This window comes from Catellatospora paridis, assembly GCF_009720365.1.
Lineage (GTDB): Bacteria > Actinomycetota > Actinomycetes > Mycobacteriales > Micromonosporaceae > Catellatospora > Catellatospora paridis.
The window spans coordinates 78,363-94,671 of sequence record NZ_WBZD01000043.1; the positions used below are offsets into that span (position 1 = coordinate 78,363).

Genomic DNA, 16,309 nt, shown 5'->3' on the forward strand with positions numbered 1-16,309 from the left:
TTCAGCAGGTCAGGCCGCATCGGCTGGGTTCAGCGCCGAGAGCACCAGGTGGGCCGTCGCAGCGTCCGGGGCGACCAGGAACGGCATGGGGTTGCCGCCGCCGATGCGGAACGGGCTGCCGTCGGCGGCCATGGCCACCCCGCCGGCCTCGGCGTGCAGCAGCAGCCCGGCCGCGTGGTCCCAGGGCAGCTCCCAGGTGAGCACCATCGCGGTCCGCCGCCCGCTGGCGAGCTGGATGTACTCCAGCCCTGAGGTGTCGAAGAAGGACAGCGCCACGCCGTGCCGGCTGAGCCGGTGGAAGCCTTCGCGGTGGTCGGGCGCCCACCAGATCGGCGGGGAGACGCTGACGTCGAGGTGGCGCAGGGTGGGCTCGACCGGGCGCACCTGAACCCGCTGCCCGTCGACGTACGCGCCGCCGCCCGCGGTGGCGACCGCCATCAGGTCCATGACCGGCGCGTAGGTCCACGAGGCGAGCAGGCGGCCGCGGTGGGCGAGCGCGACCAGCGTGGTGAACCGGGGGCTGCCGCTGACGAAGTTGTGCGTGCCGTCGATCGGGTCCACGATCCACACGGGGGCGTCGCCGTCGATCTCGTTCAGCAGCGCGGGGTCGCCCGCAACGGCCTCCTCGCCGACCATGATCGAGCCGGGGACCAAGGCGGTCAGGTGCTTGGCCAGCTCCTCCTCGGCGGCGCGGTCGGCGACGGTGACGAAGTCCGTCTCCGAGGACTTGAACGCGATGTCGGCTGCGGTGAGGCGGCCGAACCTGGGCAGGATCTGTTCCTCGGCGACGCGGCGTACCGCCCGCTCGACCTCGGCCACCTCTGTCGCGTCCAGCACGGGCCCAGCCTGCCATCCCGGCGGATGTCACCGCAGCGCGGCCCCGGCCCGCGAGGGTTCGGTCGGCGCGGGCGGAGCCGCGGAGCCAAGTCGGCGGTGTCGGCGACCGGACACCTTGGCTCCGCGTGGCGGGTCACCGATACTCACCCTGTTTCGGCAGGCAGCAGGCCCTGGCTGCGCTCACAGCGAACGTACAGGTCGGCCGTCCGGAGGAGTCTCGTTTTGCAGGTCACGATCGTTATTCCGACGTGATCTTCCAGGTGCCCCGACGGTCGGCCGCGATGGCGGCGCTCTCCCGCAGGTCGGTGGACCTGCTCCTGCCGCGCGCCCGACGGGCCGGCGGCCCGGCCGACAGGTGGGCGCGCTCGGCGGTGCGCTGGCACCTGACCAGCCGCTACGACACCACCGAGCTGCGGCTCGTGTCGACCGCGCACGGGCCGGCGCTGGCCCGGCCGATGGTCGAGGCGACCCCGCTGGCCGCGCGCCGGCTCGCCCTGGAGACGGTGCTGACGGTGCTGCGCGACGCGGGCGTCGACCACTTCTGCGTGCGGGGATACGACGACAAGGCGTCCGCGGTCGCCATCGGGTCGGGCGGGCGGCGCGAGGCGTGGGCCGCGCTGCGGCGCGAGGCGCTGCGGCGGCCGCTGTTCGTCGCCGCGGTGACCGACCAGGGCGTGCAGACCCCGATGCCCGCCACCTCCAACCACGCCTGGCGCACCCTGGCCGGACACCGGGTGATCCGGCTGATCCAGTACGTCTGCGACCCGTCCGGGTCACTGCTGCTGGGCGTGGCGCACGGCTGCGACGTCGAGGTGTGGTCGCGCACCCCGCAGGGGCCGCTGCACGCGCCCCGGCCCAACCGGGTCGCCGACCGGGTCCCGGCCACCGGCTCGTCGCTGAGCCTCGACGAGGCCGCCTTCACCCGGATGACGTCGGCGCACGTGCCCGGCCAGCCGCAGCGTCCGACCCGGCCGGAGTTCGCGGGCACCCTGCTCGACGACATCACCTTCCCGGTCGACGTGGTCTACACCTGGGTCGACGACAGCGACCCGGCCTGGCAGGCCCGGCGGGACGCCGCCCTGGCGGCGCAGGACCGGCCGCTGACGGTCCAGGCCACCGGGGAGTCGCGTTTCGCCAACCACGACGAGCTGCGCTACTCGATGCGCTCGCTGCACCTGTACGCGCCGTGGGTGCGCCGGATCTGGCTGGTCACCGACGACCAGGTGCCGTCCTGGCTGGACACCTGCCACGGCCGGGTGCGGGTGGTCAGCCACAAGGAGCTGTTCGGCGACCACGGCCGGCTGCCGACGTTCAACTCGCACGCCATCGAGAGCCGGCTGCACCACATCGACGGGCTCAGCGAGCAGTTCGTCTACTTCAACGACGACGTCTTCGTCGGCCGCCCGATCAACTCTCTGAAGTTCTTCCAGCCCAACGGCCTGTCGAAGCTGTTCCCGTCGCGTGGGAAGGTCGATCCGGGCCCCGCGGACGCGGCCGACCTGGCGCCCACCGTGGCGGGCAAGAACAACCGCGCCCTCATCGCCCGCGACTTCGGCCGGCACCTGACCTACAAGATGAAGCACGTGCCGCACGCGCTGCGCCGCGACGTGCTCGCCGAGATGTCCGAACGGTACGCGCAGGAGCTGGAGCGCACCGCGGGCAACCGGTTCCGGGACCCGACCGACGTCTCGCTGGTGTCCTCGGCGTACCACTACTACGCGCTGGCCACCGGCCGCGCCGCCATCGACCGGATCACCAGCACCTACGTGAGCCTGGCCGCGGCGGACGCGAAGCGGCAGCTGGCGCTGGTGCTGAGCCAGCGGGCCAAGGACGTCTTCTGCGTCAACGACGAGGACGGCACCACCGGGCAGCGGCACGATCGGGACCGGCTGCTGCGCGACTTCCTGACGGCCTACTACCCGGTGGCGGCGCCGTGGGAGCTGCCGGGTCCGGACGCCGCGCGACAGGACGGTTGACCTTGCACCGGCGCACGGCGCTCAGCGCCCTGCTGCTGGCCGGCGGCGGGGTGATCGGGCTGGGCCTGACCCGGCCCTGGGAGCGGGTCTGGTCGGCGGGCGCGCCCCCGCGGCCGGCCGCGTTCGTCAACATCTGCGCGCACCCCGACGACGACCTGTACTTCCTCAACCCGGACGTGATGCAGGCGCTGGACAGCGGGAACGCGGTGACCAGCGTCTACCTCACCGCCGGGGAGGCCAACGGGATCAACGCGCCGCTCGACGCCGGCCGCGAGCCGAAACCCGACTTCGAGGGGTACGCGGCCGCGCGGCAGTACGGCATCCGGTCGGCGTACGCGGCGATGGCGACCGGTGACCGCGACAGCGCGTGGCGGCGCGAGGTCCGCCACGTCGGCGACGCCGTGTACGAGACCGCCACGCTGGCCGCGGCCCCGCACGTCACGCTGGCGTTCCTCAACCTGCGAGCGCCCGTGGACGGCCCCGGAGGCAACCGGCTGCAGTGGCTGTGGGACGGCCGCCGCGACGCGCAGCCCTTCCTGCGGCCCGCCGACAGCCCCCTGCCCGCGGCCGGGGAGCTGACCCGCGACGAGGTCCTCGCCATCCTGGCCTCGGTGCTGGACACGGCCGAGCCGACCGTGGTGCGCACCCTGGACCCGGCCCCGGAGCACCTGAAGTACGCCGAGGGCGACGTGGCGTACTCCGACCACACCGACCACCTGTATGCGGCGTGGTTCGCGTTCGAGGCGGTGCGCCGCCACCGGCGGGCCGGCGAGGCGGTGCAGGTGCAGAGCTACCGCGGCTACTTCAACAAGCAGTGGCCGCGCAACCTCAGCCCGGCCGTGTACGAGCGCAAGTTCTCCTACCTGGACATCTACGGCTGGGCCGACGAGCATCCCTGCGCGGTGCCGTACGGCTGCGGCGACCTGCAGGTGGGCACGCGCGCGCGGGCCAAGCGGTACGGGCGCAGCCAGACCTACCGGCACCCGGGCGGCACGACGTGGCTGGTCCCGTACGGCGACGGGCTGGCCGCCTTCGCGGTGTTCGGCGGGACGGCGCTGAGGTGGCGGCGCGGCGCTGACCCGGGCTCCTGGTCCGCGCCGGAGCCCGTGGGCGGGGAGAACCTGCTCCCTCACCTGTGCGCGGTGTCCGCCCCGGACGGCCGCACGCACCTGTTCGGGGTACGCCAGGACCTGGCCGTCGCCGGCCCGCGCCTGGCCGTCGTGCACGGCGAGCAGGCCGTGCCCGGCGGCCCGGTCACCTGGGCGGAGCTGGGCAACCCGGACGCGGGCGGCGACCCGGCACGGGCCCGGGAGGTCGGCATGCCGGTCGCGGTCGCCGACGCCGACGGCGGCCTGAGCGTGTTCGCCCGCGACTTCGAGCGCGGGGCCGCGATGCGCCGGCGCGGCGCCGACGGGCGGTGGGGGCCGTGGATCCGGTTGGGTGGCAAGGGCATCCGCGACGCGCTGGTGACGGTGTCGGCCGGGCCGCGCACGGAGCTGTACGCGGTGACCGACGACGAGCTGCTGTGCTGGCGGCGCGACGACCCCGCGGGCCGCTTCGGGCAGCAGGAGGTGCTGCTGCGCGGGGTGATGGACGGCGCGCTGTCGGCCGCCCGCTCCGCCGCCGGCGGGGAGGGCCCGGTGCTGGTCGGGCACGCCGACGGGGCGACGCTCACCGTGCTACAGGATGGCGCCGGATCCACGGTGCCCGCCGGCGGCGGCACGGGCGCGGTGGCCGGGCTGCTCCGCGACGGCCGCCTGCAACTGCTGCGTCGCGACGACGCGGGCCGGGTCGGCCTCACCGACGCGCACCGGCCCGGTGAGACGGCGGCCTGGTCGCCGTCCGGGGCGCTGTTCACCGGCGCGCCCTCGGTCGCCGTGGACTCGCGCGGGCGGGCCTGGGCGGCGACCGTCGGCGCGGACGGCCGGCTGTGGACGTGCGCCCTCGACGGCACCGCGACGGACACCCGCTGGCAGGGCGCGCCTGCCCCGAGCACGTTGCGCCCGGCGCAGGTGTGAACGTCACCGGGCGGGGCAGGAAACGGGCATGGACGGTTATCTGACGCTTCCCGACCCGCTGGCCGCGTACGACATGATCACGGCCGAGGTCGGCGCGCTGGCGGGCACGGTCACCCCACGGCGCATGGACGACCCGACGCCGTGTGCGGGCTGGACGGTCAAGCGGCTGCTGTGCCACCTGGCGTTCATCGGTGACCGCTACGCGACCCTGGCCGAGGGCGCGCCGCCGCCCGAGGACGAGCCCGGCTACCCCGACCCGGTGGCCGCGTTCGGCGAGCACGCGGCGCGCGCCCGTGCCGCGTTCGGCCGGCCGGGTTACCTGACCGAGGTCGCGCCGACGCCGATCGGGCCGCAGCCGGGCGCGGTCACCGTGCAGCACGTCGTCAACGAGCTCACCACGCACGGCTGGGACCTGGCCCGTGCCCTCGGCGCGAGCACCGACATCTCCCCTGAGCTGGCCGTCCGCGTGCTCGCGAGCTGGCGGTCCTTTCTGGACGGGGTGCCCCGCGACGGCGGCCCGTTCGGGCCGGAACGACCGGTCCCGGCGGGCGCGACCGAGGCCGACCGGCTGGCCGCCTATCTGGGGCGGGACGCAGGCTGACCTTGGTTACCGACCGGTATGCCTAGTATGTCCATTCTGCCCCAAGGACCGCCGCCGCTCTTCTAGCGTGGGCCGTGGGTGTCAGCAGGGCGCTGAGGCCCCAGTTCGAGGAGGCACGGCAGCATGGCGAAGAACAACCGACCCGACCGCGACCCGCGCGAAGCCCGTCACGAGGACGCCCAGCACGCGGGCACCGCGCAGCACCAGGCGGCCGGTGGCGTGAACGCGCACTCCATGAACCACACCGAGTCCGAACATGAACAACCTGCGGCCGCCACGGCGACGATGCCGCAGAAGAAGGAGCAGGCGGGCAACTCGCCTACCTCGATGAAGTCCAAGAAGGGCAACCAGCCGAAGCACAACCAGCCCAAGCGGTAGCCCCGGCCGGGTGGCGGGCCGTGATCCGGCCCGCCACCTGCCTGTTCACGTCCCGGCCAGGGCGTCGCCGAGCGGGGTGCGCTCGTAGCGGACCGCGCGGCCGGTCCGGGTGCGGCTGACCAGGCCGGTGTCGCGCAGCACGGCCAGGTGCCCGCCCACCGCGCCCAGGCTCAGGCCCAGCTGGCGCACCAGCTGTGTGGTCGTCGCGGGCACGGCCAGGGCCCGCAGCACGTCGGCCCGGTGCGGGCCGACCAGCCTGCCCAGACCCAGCCCGCCCGGCTCGGCCGCCGGAGGCCCGAGCAGGTCGGCGATCCCCCGGGCCGGATACACCAGCGCGTACGGCCACGGCGGCTCCACATACGTGATGAGCGAGCCGAACACGGTGGGCATCAGCAGCAGTCCCCGGCCGCCGAGGCGGTGCCGCTCCCACGCCGTCCGCGAACCGGTCCGCACCTCGATCGTCCCGGCGGGTCCGTCCGAGCGCCAGCTCACCCGCGGATCGAGATCCGACAGTGCCGCCGCCCACCCGTACATCGCGAGGTGCCCGGCGCGGCGGACCAGGTCACGCTCCAGCACCGTCCGCAGCCGCGCCCAGTCGGGCTCGACCAGCGTGTGCCAGGCCGCCTCGATCGCGTCGGCGAGCCGGTCGACCACGTCCGGAGCGTCGAGCACCTGCCGCACGTGGCGCGGGGGCGGGCGCAGGCCGACCAGGTTGCGGGCCAGTTCCAGGCGGGCCCGGGGCAGCGGCGTGGCACGCACCACGGCCAGCTCGGCGGCGAAGTCGACGCCCGGACCGGCGGGCGGCGGGTGGACGAAGTCGGCGTTGTAGGCGCCGCGCCGCATCAGCGCGGTCAGCGCCCCGACCGCCGGCACCTCGCGGCGCAGCCGCTGGTAGTGCGGTGCGATGCGGTCGGCCCACGGTCGCAGCGCCCCCGCCGCCTGCACCCCGGCCGCCACCCGCAGCGCCTGCATCGCCTCGCCCAGCGGCGAGATCGCGTAGCGGGTGTGCGCCACGTCGACCGGACCCACGTCGATGGCCAGCATGTTTCGCCTCCTCGCGAAAGCTTAGCCAGGCCAGGCACGGGCCCCGATGCTGACCGACATGACCGTCACCGCCGCACCCCCGCGGGCCACCTACCGCGAGGTCTTCGCCGTAGGCCAGTTCCGGGTGCTGTTCACCGGCTACACGCTGTTCCTGGTCGGCGAGACCGTACGCATGCTCGCGCTGTCCGTGCTCGTCTACGCCGCAACGGGGTCGGCGCTGCTGTCCGCGCTGGCGTACGTGTCCGGCTTCCTGCCGTACGCGCTCGGCGGCACGCTGCTGCTGGCGTACGCCGACCGCTGGCCGCCCCGCGCGGTGATGGTCGGCTACGACCTGCTGCGCGCCGCCGTCGGGGCGGTGCTGGCGATCGGCGTGCTGCCCGCCCCGGCCATGCTGGCTCTGGTGTTCGTCACCGGGGTGCCCAGCGCCATCGCCTCCGCCGCCCGCACCGCACTGCTGCCCGACCTGCTCGACGGCGACCGCTACGTGCTCGGCCGGGCCGCGTTCGCCGTGTCCGCGGGCGGCACCCAGGTGCTCGGCTTCGCCGTCGGCGGGTTCCTGATCGCCGCCGTCGACGCCACCGGCGCCATGTGGATCACCGTGGCGTCCTGCCTGCTGTCGGCCGCGCTGATCCGGCTCCGGCTGGCCGACCACCCGCGTCGCGGCGGCTCCGGCGGCGGGGCCGTGGCCGTCACCTGGCGGGTCAACCGGAACCTGCTGGCCCGGCCCGAGGTCCGGTCGCTGCTGCTGGCGCAGTGGCTGCCGCCGTCGCTGGTGGTCGGCGCGGAGGGCGTGCTGGTCCCGTACGCCGCCGAGGCCGGGCTGCCGGACGCGGCCGGGCTGCTGTTCACCGCCGTCGCCGCGGGCATGCTCGCGGGCAACCTGGTCGTCGGGCGGCTGCTCACCCCCGACCGCCGGGAACGGCTGGCCGCCCCGCTCGCCCTGCTGCTCGGCGCGCCGCTGCTCGGCTTCGCCCTGTCCCCCGGCCCCCCGACCGCCGCCGCCCTGCTGGCCGCCTCCGGCTTCGGCGTCGCATACCAGCTGGGATTGGCCCGCCGTTTCCTCGACGCGGTCCCGGAGGCCGCCCGCGGCCAGGCGTTCGGCCTGGCCCTGACCGGCACCATGACCATGCAGGGCCTGTCCGCGGCAGCCGGCGGAGCCCTCGGCGAGGCCCTCCCGCCCGCCGCCGTCATCGCCCTCTGCGGCGCCGCCTCACTCACCGCCACCCTCGCCCTGCGCCCTACCCTCTCGCGTCGATCATGAACTTATGGCACGGCTCGGCGGCGTGTCCCTGCCACAACTTCATGATCACCGGCAGTGGCGGCCGTGGTCGGCCGGGACCCCGCGGGCGCTCCTGGGCGTGGTTAACGACCCCATCGTGCTGCTGCGCCTGTGGTGGCATTCTTCCGCAAGTCGCGGCGCCTACGGCGTCCCGATCCCTGCGGCCTGACCTTCCATGACCGCCGGCTGATCGGCTGGCTGCGCGAACTTCGCAGCATCAAGCCATTGTTCTGAGTCAACTTGTCGCATGCCACTCATAAGATCCACTCCCCATTGGATGGGAGGATCTGTGAGGGCTTGCGAGCACTGCAAGGTTGACATCTCGCACAAGCGGAGCGATGCACGGTTCTGCAACAAGCCCTGCAAGGCAAAGGCACGGCACGCCGCCAAGGGTGTGCCACCGCGCAGCCAGGGCGGAACGTGCACAATCGAGGGCTGCGGAAAGCCGTGGAAGGCTCAAGAGCTGTGTTCCCGTCACTACCAGCGGCTGTTGAAGTACGGCGACCCGCTGGCTACTGCGCAACCGGAGCCGGCGACCACCCGTCGATGCGTCACCTGCGGCGCGAGCACCCGCCACCGGCGATCCAACGCGATGGCCTGCTCGAAGCCGTGCAAGCTCAAGGCCGCTGACCGAAGGCGCAACGCGCGCCCAAGCGCCGTGATCCGAAAGCACGCCCGCCGGGCTCGTATGCTCGGCAACCCGGGCCTGGTTGTGATCTCGGCCGGCGAGTGGGAACGCATCAAGCGTCGCCACGATGGGCGCTGTGCCTACTGCCACCGCAAGACCTCTCGCCCCCAGATGGACCATGTCGTCCCGCTGGCGAGAGGAGGGCGGCATGCGCCCAGCAACGTCCTGCCCGCATGCGCGCCATGCAACCTCTTGAAGTCCGACTTCTTCCTGTCTGAATGGAGGCTTCTCCGCGGAAGGAGGTGAGTCCCATCTCAGCCCTGACCACAGACGGCCGTGGCCGCCACCTGGCGGGTCAACCGGAACCTGCTGGCCCGGCCCGAGGTCCGGTCGCTGCTGCTGGCGCAGTGGCTGCCGCCGTCGCTGGTGGTCGGCGCGGAGGGCGTGCTGGTCCCGTACGCCGCCGAGGCCGGGCTGCTGTTCACGGCCGTCGCGGCGGGCATGCTCGCGGGCATCCTGGCCGTCAGGCGGAGCCGCCGCCCAAGGTCAGCCGAGCCCCGCCACGGGCGCGGCCGCAAAGCACGGCGGCGAAGGGCTCGACCGCCGCCCGCCAGCCGGCAGGGTCCTCGCGGTGCAGGACGTGCCCGGACTCGGGCAGCAGCGCGAAGGTGGCGTCGGGCAGCAGGTCGGCGGCCTCGCGCTGGCCGGGCACGGGGTTGTCGCTGCGGCCGCCCGCGACGACCAGCGCCGGACACCTGACCAGGGCCAGCTCCGGGCGGTGGTCCCGGGCCGCCCAGTGCTCGACCGTCGCTACGACGTGCTCGGCGTGCGCCTGTGGCCGCCACCCGTCCGGGCCGTGCCGCATCACCTCGGCGAAGACCCCGCCCAGCGCCGGGCGGTCGGCCCCGAAGTAGGCGCGCACCTCGTCGAGCGAGGCGAACGGCACGGGCCAGCTCGCCAGCCAGTCCCGCCAGCTGCGCACGGCGTCGACCGGCGTGACCGGGGACATGTCGCCGACAACGATCCCGCGCACCAGCTCGGGCCGCCGACCGGCGAGCTGCCAGGCGGTCAGCCCGCCCATCGAGTGGCCGATCACCAGTGCCGGGGCGAGGCCGAGCCGCTCGATCACGGCCGCGGCGTCGCCCACGTAGGCGTCGCGGGTGTAGGGCCCGGCGGGGCGCTCGCTCATCCCGTGGCCGCGGGCGTCGTAGGCGACGACCCGGCCGTATGCGGTCAGCCAGGACGCGGTCGACGCCCAGGTGCCCGCGTGGTCGGTCAGCCCGTGCAGCAGCAGGATGCCCGGCCCGGTCCCGCCGAACGCGGTCACCTGCAGCCGGGTCCCGTATGCGCCCTCGATCTCCATGACGTCCTCCTCGGCGTACCTCGTTTCGAGGCACGAAGGTAGTGTATACCTCGAAACGAGGCAAGGCAGAATGAGCGGTGTGATCGAACTCGCCATCCTGGGTTTCCTGGCCGAGCAGCCGCTGCACGGATACGAGCTGCGCACCCGGATCGCCCAGCTCGCCGGACACGCCCGGCCGATCAGCGACGGCAGTCTCTACCCCGCGATCACCCGGCTGGAGAAGGCCGGGCTGCTGGTCCGCCGCCGCGAGGCGGGCGCCGCCGCGGCCCAGCGACACACCCTCGAACTCACCGGCGCCGGCCGGGCGGAACTGCTGCGGCGCTTGGCCGAACCCAGCGAGTTGGACATCACCGACAGCACCCGGTTCAACGTGCTGCTGGCCTTCCTCGGCCGGCTCGGCGACCCCGCCACGCAGGCCCGCGTGCTGCGGCGGCGGCTGGACTTCCTGGAGGCCCCGGCAAGTTTCTTCTACGCCGGAGACCGGCCGCAGCGGGCCGACGAGCAGGCCGACCTGTTCCGCCGGGGCATGCTCACCGTGGCGCGCGCCACCAGCCGGGCCGAGCGGGCGTGGCTACGCGAGGCGCTGGCAGAGCTCGCGACGTGAGACCATTTACGGACCATGACGCTCACTGATCACCTCCCCCGCGACAGCGATCCCGACTCCCTCTTCGACGCCTTCTCCGGCTGGGTGGCCGAGCAGGGCATCTCGCTGTACCCGGCGCAGCAGGAAGCCCTGATCGAGATCGTCTCCGGGGCGAACCTGATCCTGAGCACGCCGACCGGCTCCGGTAAGAGCCTGGTCGCGCTCGGCGCGCACTTCGCCGCCCTGGCCGAGAACCGGCGCACCTTCTACACCGCGCCCATCAAGGCACTGGTCTCGGAGAAGTTCTTCGCGCTGTGCGCCGCGTTCGGCCCGGAGAACGTCGGCATGATGACCGGCGACGCGGCGGTCAACCCGGACGCGCCGATCATCTGCTGCACCGCGGAGATCCTGGCCAACCTCGCCCTGCGCGACGGCGCGGACGCCGACGTCGGCCAGGTCGTCATGGACGAGTTCCACTTCTACAGCGAGCCAGACCGGGGCTGGGCGTGGCAGGTGCCGATCATCGAGCTGCCCGACGTGCAGTTCGTGCTCATGTCGGCGACGCTGGGCGACGTCACCCGGTTCGTCGACGACCTGTCCCGGCGCACCGGTCGGCCCACCGCCGTGGTCAGCTCCGGCGAGCGGCCCGTGCCGCTGTTCCACTCGTACGTCACCACGCCGCTGCACGAGACCATCGAGGAGCTGCTGTCCACCAAGCAGGCCCCGGTGTACATCGTGCACTTCACCCAGGCCGCGGCCCTGGAGCAGGCCAGCGCGCTGATGAGCATCAACATGTGCACGCGCGCGGAGAAGGACGCCATCGCCGAGCTGATCGGCACGTTCCGGTTCACCGCCGGCTTCGGCAAGACGCTGTCGCGCCTGGTGCGCCACGGCATCGGCGTGCACCACGCGGGCATGCTGCCCAAGTACCGCCGCCTGGTCGAGCAGCTGGCCCAGGCCGGGCTGCTGAAGGTCATCTGCGGCACGGACACCCTGGGCGTCGGCATCAACCTGCCCATCCGCACGGTGTTGTTCACCGGCCTGAACAAGTTCGACGGGCAGCGGATGCGGCTGCTCAAGGCGCGCGAGTTCCACCAGATCGCGGGGCGCGCGGGCCGGGCCGGATACGACACCCTCGGCACCGTCATCGTGCAGGCACCCGAGCACGTGGTCGAGAACGAGAAGGCCGCCGCGAAGGCCGCGGGCGACCCCAAGAAGCTGAAGAAGCTGGTGCGCAAGAAGCCGCCGGAGGGTTTCATCGGCTGGGCGCAGCCCACCTTCGAGCGCCTGGTCTCCGCCGAGCCCGAGCCGCTGACCTCCAGCTTCAACGTCAGCCACGCCATGGTGCTCAACGTGATCGAGCGCGGCGGCAACGCCTTCGCCAACATGCGCCACCTGCTCACCGACAACCACGAGACGCCGACCGCCCGCCGCAGGCACATCCGCCGGGCGATCATGATCTACCGGGCGCTGCGCACCGCGGGCATCGTGGAGCAGACCGAGGAGGGCCGCATCCGGGTCACCGACGTGCTACAGCTCGGCTTCGCGCTCAACCAGCCGCTGTCGCCGTTCGCGGTGGCCGCGATCGAGCTGCTCGGCAAGGACGACCCCGGTTACGCCATGGACGTGGTGTCGATCATCGAGGCGGTGCTGGAGGACCCGCGGCAGATCCTCTACGCGCAGCAGGACCGGGCCAAGGGCGAGGCCGTCGCGCAGATGAAGGCCGACGGCATCGAGTACGAGGAGCGCATGGCGCTGCTCGAGAACGTGACCTGGCCCAAGCCCATGGAGGAGCTGCTCGAGGTCGCCTTCGAGTCCTACCGCAAGGGCCACCCGTGGGTCGACGACCAGCGGCTGTCCCCGAAGTCCGTGGTCCGGGACATGTTCGAGCAGGGCATGACCTTCACCGAGTACGTCAGCTTCTACGGCCTGACCCGGTCCGAGGGCCTGGTGCTGCGCTACCTCGCCGACGCGTACCGCACGCTGCGCCAGACCGTGCCCGAGGACAGCAAGACCGAGGAGCTGCACGACGTCATCGAGTGGCTCGGCGAGCTGGTCCGCCAGGTCGACTCCAGCCTGCTCGACGAGTGGGAGCAGCTGAGCAACCCCGGCGACGCGCCGGTCGAGGCCGCCCCGCCCGCGGTCACCCGCAACGTGCGCGCGTTCCGGGTGCAGGTGCGCAACGCCCTGTTCCGCCGGGTCGAGCTGGCCGCCCGCCGGCGCTGGGAAGCGCTCGGCGAGCTGGACGCCGCCGACGGCTGGGACAGCCAGGCGTGGCGCGAGGCGCTGGAGCCGTACTTCGAGCTCTACGACGAGATCGGTATCGGCCCGGACGCCCGCGGCCCCGCCCGGATCATCATCGAGCAGGGCAAGGACGTCTGGAAGGTGCGCCAGATCCTGGACGACCCGGACGGCCACCACGACTGGGGCATCAGCGCCGAGATCGACCTCGCCGCCTCGGACGAGCACGGCCAGGCGATCGTCACCATCACCGACGTCGGCCAGCTCGGCGCCTAGCCCACCCACTTTCGCAACTTGTTAAGAGTCGCGGCCTCGGCGGATGCCGGTGGCCGCGACTCTTTAAAAGTTGCGCCGCGTGGGGTTGGGGGTCAGGCCGAGCGGGAGGTGAGGAGGCGGGAGGTGGCGGTCACGTTGGACAGGAGGCTGGAGCCGACGAGGACGCCCAGGGAGACCGCGACGACGGTCAGGAACGCGGTGACCAGGTTGGACCGGCCGGTGCCGGACAGTTCGACGAGGCCGGTCAGGCCGGTCACTCCGACCAGGCTGAGCGCGCCGGGCACCAGCAGCCAGAACGACGGCAGGAAGACGACCTGCGCGGGCGGCCCGTGCAGTCGCTGCACCGCGTTGGCCAGCGGCACGATCAGCAGCCCGCCGACGAACGCGGCGAACACACCGCCGCCGACCTGGCCGGCCAGGTACTGGCCCCCGTACGCCAGGAGGAGCGTGACCAGCAGCCACGGCAGCGAGCGGGGCGGCGCTGAGCTGTTGAGGTAGATGCCGACGCCGAACACGAGCACGCCGACCCACGGCGCCCACACGCCCAGCGGCGGCTCGCTCGCCGCGATCGCCTGCGCGGGCCCGGCGATCTGCATCCCGGCGTAGATGCCGAAGGTGAGCAGGAGCAGCACGTACACGCTGGAGACCAGGCGGCTCGCGCCGCTGATGATGGACCGGGTGACCATCTCCTGCGCGCCCAGCGTCAGCGCCGCCCCGGGCAGGAACGTGGCCAGCGGCGGGATCAGCAGGCTGGCCGGGTCCGCGCCGAGTTCCGGGCTGTACCGGTAGGCCAGCACGGTGACCAGCATCGCCGCCGCCACCGGCAGCGCCAGCGACAGCACCTGCACCCGCTCGGCGAGCAGGCGCAGCACGCCGACCAGGAGCCCGAGCAGGGCCAGGCTGATCAGCGCCCGGCCGTCGCGGACGAACAGCAGGCCGATGCCGACGGTGAGCACGCCGTGGCCGAACACCGTGATCACCGCGCCGAAGCGCGGTGGCGCGTCGAGGATGTCCTGGACCCGCTCGATGCCCTCGGCGGGCGGGATCGGATCGGCCTTGACCTGCTCGAACAGTTTGTACAGCCGGTCTACCTGGTCCAGGCGCAGCGGCGGCCCGTCGGCGTTGGCGAAGTCGACGGTGACCCCGCCCTCGACACCGGCCCGGACGAAGACTCCGGTCGGCACGACCAGGAACTCCACCTCGCCCACGCCGTAGGCGTCCGCGATCGCGACCAGCTCGTCCGGGATGCGGTTGGCCGTCTCCCCGGCCAGGCACAGGGCGACCCCGCACTTGCGGAGGAATTCGAGCAGGTTGTCGGGCGGCATGGTCACTGCGGCAGTATGGATCACCGTGGCGCGGCAGAGAAGGCCCGTTGCGGACCGTGGGACGGGGGGAGACGCAGATGCAGGTGGTACGCGACGGAGTCCGGCTGGACTGCCATGACTCCGGTGGCGACGGCCCCGCGATCGTGTTGCTGCACGGCCTCGCGGGCCACTCCGGGGAGTTCGCCGAGCTGCAGCGCTCGCTGCCGGCCGGGCTGCGGTGCGTGGCGGTGGACCAGCGCGCCCACGTGCCCGGCGAGCCGGTGCCCGCGGACCTGTCCCGGGCGGCGTACGCCGAGGACGTCGTGTTCGTGCTCCAGGAGCTGGGGCTCGCGCCGGCGGTGCTCGTCGGGCAGTCCCTGGGCGGGCACACCGCCATGCTGGCCGCCGCCGCGCGGCCGGACCTGGTACGCGGACTCGTGATGATCGAGGCGGGGCCGGAGGCCGACGGGCCGGAGCTGCCCGCGGAGATCGGCGGCTGGCTGGACTCGTGGCCGGTGCCGTTCGCCTCCCGGGAGCAGGCCGCGGAGTTCTTCGGCGGCGGGCCGGTCGGCGCGGGCTGGGCCGCGGGCCTGGTCGAACGCGACGGCGGGCTGTGGCCGAGGTTCGCCCGCGACGCCATGGTGGACTCGATAGCCACGCTCGTCGGCGCGCCCTCGTGGCCGGCCTGGGACAGTCTCGTCGGCCCCGTGCTGGTGGTGCGGGGCGAGCGCGGCATCATGACCGACGCCGAGGTGGCCCGCATGACGCAGCGCCCGGACACCACCCTGGTCACCGTGCTCGACGCGGGCCATGACGTGCACCTCGACCAGCCTGCGGCGACGGCGGCGGCGATCAGCGCCTACCTGGACGGCCAGGCGCCCGCCGCGTAGCCCACGGCCCGGTGGCCTGACCCACGCTGACCGCCGTCCCGTTGACAGTGGCCGGACTCGGCTCTAGAGTCCTTCTCAGATTGAGTTTATCTCCAATTGAGAAGGACGTGGCATGGTCACCGAGCGCGAGTTCCTCGACGGCTACGACCCGCGGGCCTACCCGGCGCTCGCGGTCACGGTCGACGTCGTCACGCTCACCATCCGCGACGGCGTGCTTCATGTGCTGCTGGTCGAGCGCGGCGAGCAGCCCTATGCCGGCCGCCTCGCGCTGCCGGGCGGTTTCGTCCGCGAGGAGACGCTCGACCAGGCCGCACTGCGCGAGCTCGCCGAGGAGACGGGCCTACTTCCCCGCGTCCACCTGGAACAGCTGGCCACCTTCGGCGACCCCGGCCGCGACCCGCGCATGCGGGTGGTGTCGGTCGCCTACCTCGCCTTCGCGCCGCGCCTGCCCGATCCCACCGTCGGCGGCGACGCCGCGGCGGCCCGCTGGGTCCCGGTCGACGACGCGACCGACCTCGCCTTCGACCACGACGCGGTCCTCGCCGCCGGGCTCGAACGCGCCCGCGCCAAGCTCGAATACTCGCCGCTGGCGACCGCGTTCGTCGGCGAGGAGTTCACGATCGCGCAGCTGCGCGGCGTGTACACAGCGGTCTGGGGTGAGGAGCCGCACGCGGGCAACTTCCACCGCAAGGTGCTCTCCGTCCCGGGCTTCATCGAGGCCACCGGCACGACCACCGAGCGGGGCGGCGAGCGCGGCGGACCCCGGTCCAAGCTCTACCGGGCCGGCGACGCCCGCATCCTGCACCCGGCGCTGCTGCGGCCCACCCCGGAGGAGCGGCGATGAGTGAGCGCAGCGAGCGAATCATGTGGCACGGGTCGGCTCAGGCACGT

General features: G+C 73.3%; 14 protein-coding genes and 1 pseudogene. 11 read left to right on the forward strand and 4 right to left on the reverse strand.

The features are described 5' to 3' along the window. Nucleotides 1-9 precede the first annotated feature (9 nt). Nucleotides 10-837 (reverse strand): inositol monophosphatase family protein, encoded by an 828-nt coding sequence (locus F9C41_RS38255; RefSeq protein ID WP_155391744.1) that lies wholly within the window; start codon nt 835-837, stop codon nt 10-12. Nucleotides 838-1,118: 281 nt separating this feature from the next. Between F9C41_RS38255 and F9C41_RS38260 the strand changes: the two genes are divergently transcribed. The 4 genes from F9C41_RS38260 to F9C41_RS38275 all read left to right on the forward strand — a co-directional run bounded on the left by F9C41_RS38260 (nt 1,119) and on the right by F9C41_RS38275 (nt 5,810). Then, nucleotides 1,119-2,813, forward strand: coding sequence for a stealth family protein (locus F9C41_RS38260; protein WP_155391745.1), 1,695 nt, complete (start codon nt 1,119-1,121; stop codon nt 2,811-2,813). Nucleotides 2,814-2,815: 2 nt separating this feature from the next. Then, nucleotides 2,816-4,831: a PIG-L family deacetylase gene (locus F9C41_RS38265; RefSeq protein ID WP_196280140.1), complete on the forward strand. Its 2,016-nt coding sequence runs from the start codon at nt 2,816-2,818 to the stop codon at nt 4,829-4,831. Nucleotides 4,832-4,859: 28 nt separating this feature from the next. Then, nucleotides 4,860-5,432 carry a TIGR03086 family metal-binding protein gene (locus F9C41_RS38270; protein ID WP_155391747.1) on the forward strand — a complete coding sequence of 191 codons (573 nt, stop codon included), beginning with the start codon at nt 4,860-4,862 and terminating at the stop codon, nt 5,430-5,432. A 123-nt stretch (nt 5,433-5,555) separates the two neighbouring features. Next, a complete protein-coding gene (locus F9C41_RS38275) occupies nt 5,556-5,810 on the forward strand; it encodes a hypothetical protein (protein WP_155391748.1) in 255 nt (84 codons plus the stop codon). Between the two features lie 45 nt (nt 5,811-5,855). Here F9C41_RS38275 and F9C41_RS38280 read toward each other — a convergent pair whose 3' ends face one another. Further along, nucleotides 5,856-6,854 carry an ArsR/SmtB family transcription factor gene (locus tag F9C41_RS38280; protein WP_407924777.1) on the reverse strand — a complete coding sequence of 333 codons (999 nt, stop codon included), beginning with the start codon at nt 6,852-6,854 and terminating at the stop codon, nt 5,856-5,858. Nucleotides 6,855-6,912: 58 nt separating this feature from the next. Between F9C41_RS38280 and F9C41_RS38285 the strand changes: the two genes are divergently transcribed. The 3 genes and pseudogenes from F9C41_RS38285 to F9C41_RS41710 all read left to right on the forward strand — a co-directional run. Continuing rightward, entirely contained in the window at nt 6,913-8,115 is a 1,203-nt protein-coding gene (locus F9C41_RS38285; RefSeq protein WP_196280141.1) for an MFS transporter, read from the forward strand. Between the two features lie 706 nt (nt 8,116-8,821). Next, nucleotides 8,822-9,067, forward strand: a complete 246-nt coding sequence (locus F9C41_RS41950; RefSeq protein ID WP_269059026.1) for an HNH endonuclease — start codon at nt 8,822-8,824, stop codon at nt 9,065-9,067. 27 nt (nt 9,068-9,094) lie between these two features. Beyond that, nucleotides 9,095-9,316, forward strand: a pseudogene (locus F9C41_RS41710) (MFS transporter); the annotation flags it as partial. On the opposite strand, the gene F9C41_RS38300 reads toward F9C41_RS41710, so the two are convergent. Further along, on the reverse strand, nt 9,285-10,220 hold the full coding sequence (locus F9C41_RS38300; RefSeq protein WP_155391751.1) for an alpha/beta fold hydrolase: 936 nt from the start codon (nt 10,218-10,220) through the stop codon (nt 9,285-9,287). The pseudogene F9C41_RS41710 and the gene F9C41_RS38300 overlap by 32 nt on opposite strands. On the opposite strand from F9C41_RS38300, the gene F9C41_RS38305 reads away from it, so the two are divergent. Further along, a complete protein-coding gene (locus F9C41_RS38305) occupies nt 10,204-10,728 on the forward strand; it encodes a PadR family transcriptional regulator (RefSeq protein WP_230690323.1) in 525 nt (174 codons plus the stop codon). The genes F9C41_RS38300 and F9C41_RS38305 overlap by 17 nt on opposite strands. Before the next feature lie 15 nt (nt 10,729-10,743). Next, nucleotides 10,744-13,224, forward strand: coding sequence for a DEAD/DEAH box helicase (locus F9C41_RS38310; RefSeq protein WP_155391753.1), 2,481 nt, complete (start codon nt 10,744-10,746; stop codon nt 13,222-13,224). A gap of 92 nt (nt 13,225-13,316) precedes the next feature. Here F9C41_RS38310 and F9C41_RS38315 read toward each other — a convergent pair whose 3' ends face one another. Further along, entirely contained in the window at nt 13,317-14,549 is a 1,233-nt protein-coding gene (locus tag F9C41_RS38315; RefSeq protein WP_230690333.1) for a threonine/serine exporter family protein, read from the reverse strand. A gap of 77 nt (nt 14,550-14,626) precedes the next feature. Here F9C41_RS38315 and F9C41_RS38320 point away from each other — a divergent pair, with 77 nt between their 5' ends. Then, nucleotides 14,627-15,418 carry an alpha/beta fold hydrolase gene (locus F9C41_RS38320; RefSeq protein WP_155391755.1) on the forward strand — a complete coding sequence of 264 codons (792 nt, stop codon included), beginning with the start codon at nt 14,627-14,629 and terminating at the stop codon, nt 15,416-15,418. A gap of 112 nt (nt 15,419-15,530) precedes the next feature. Then, entirely contained in the window at nt 15,531-16,262 is a 732-nt protein-coding gene (locus F9C41_RS38325; RefSeq protein ID WP_155391756.1) for an NUDIX hydrolase, read from the forward strand. The last annotated feature ends 47 nt before the right edge of the window (nt 16,263-16,309 follow it).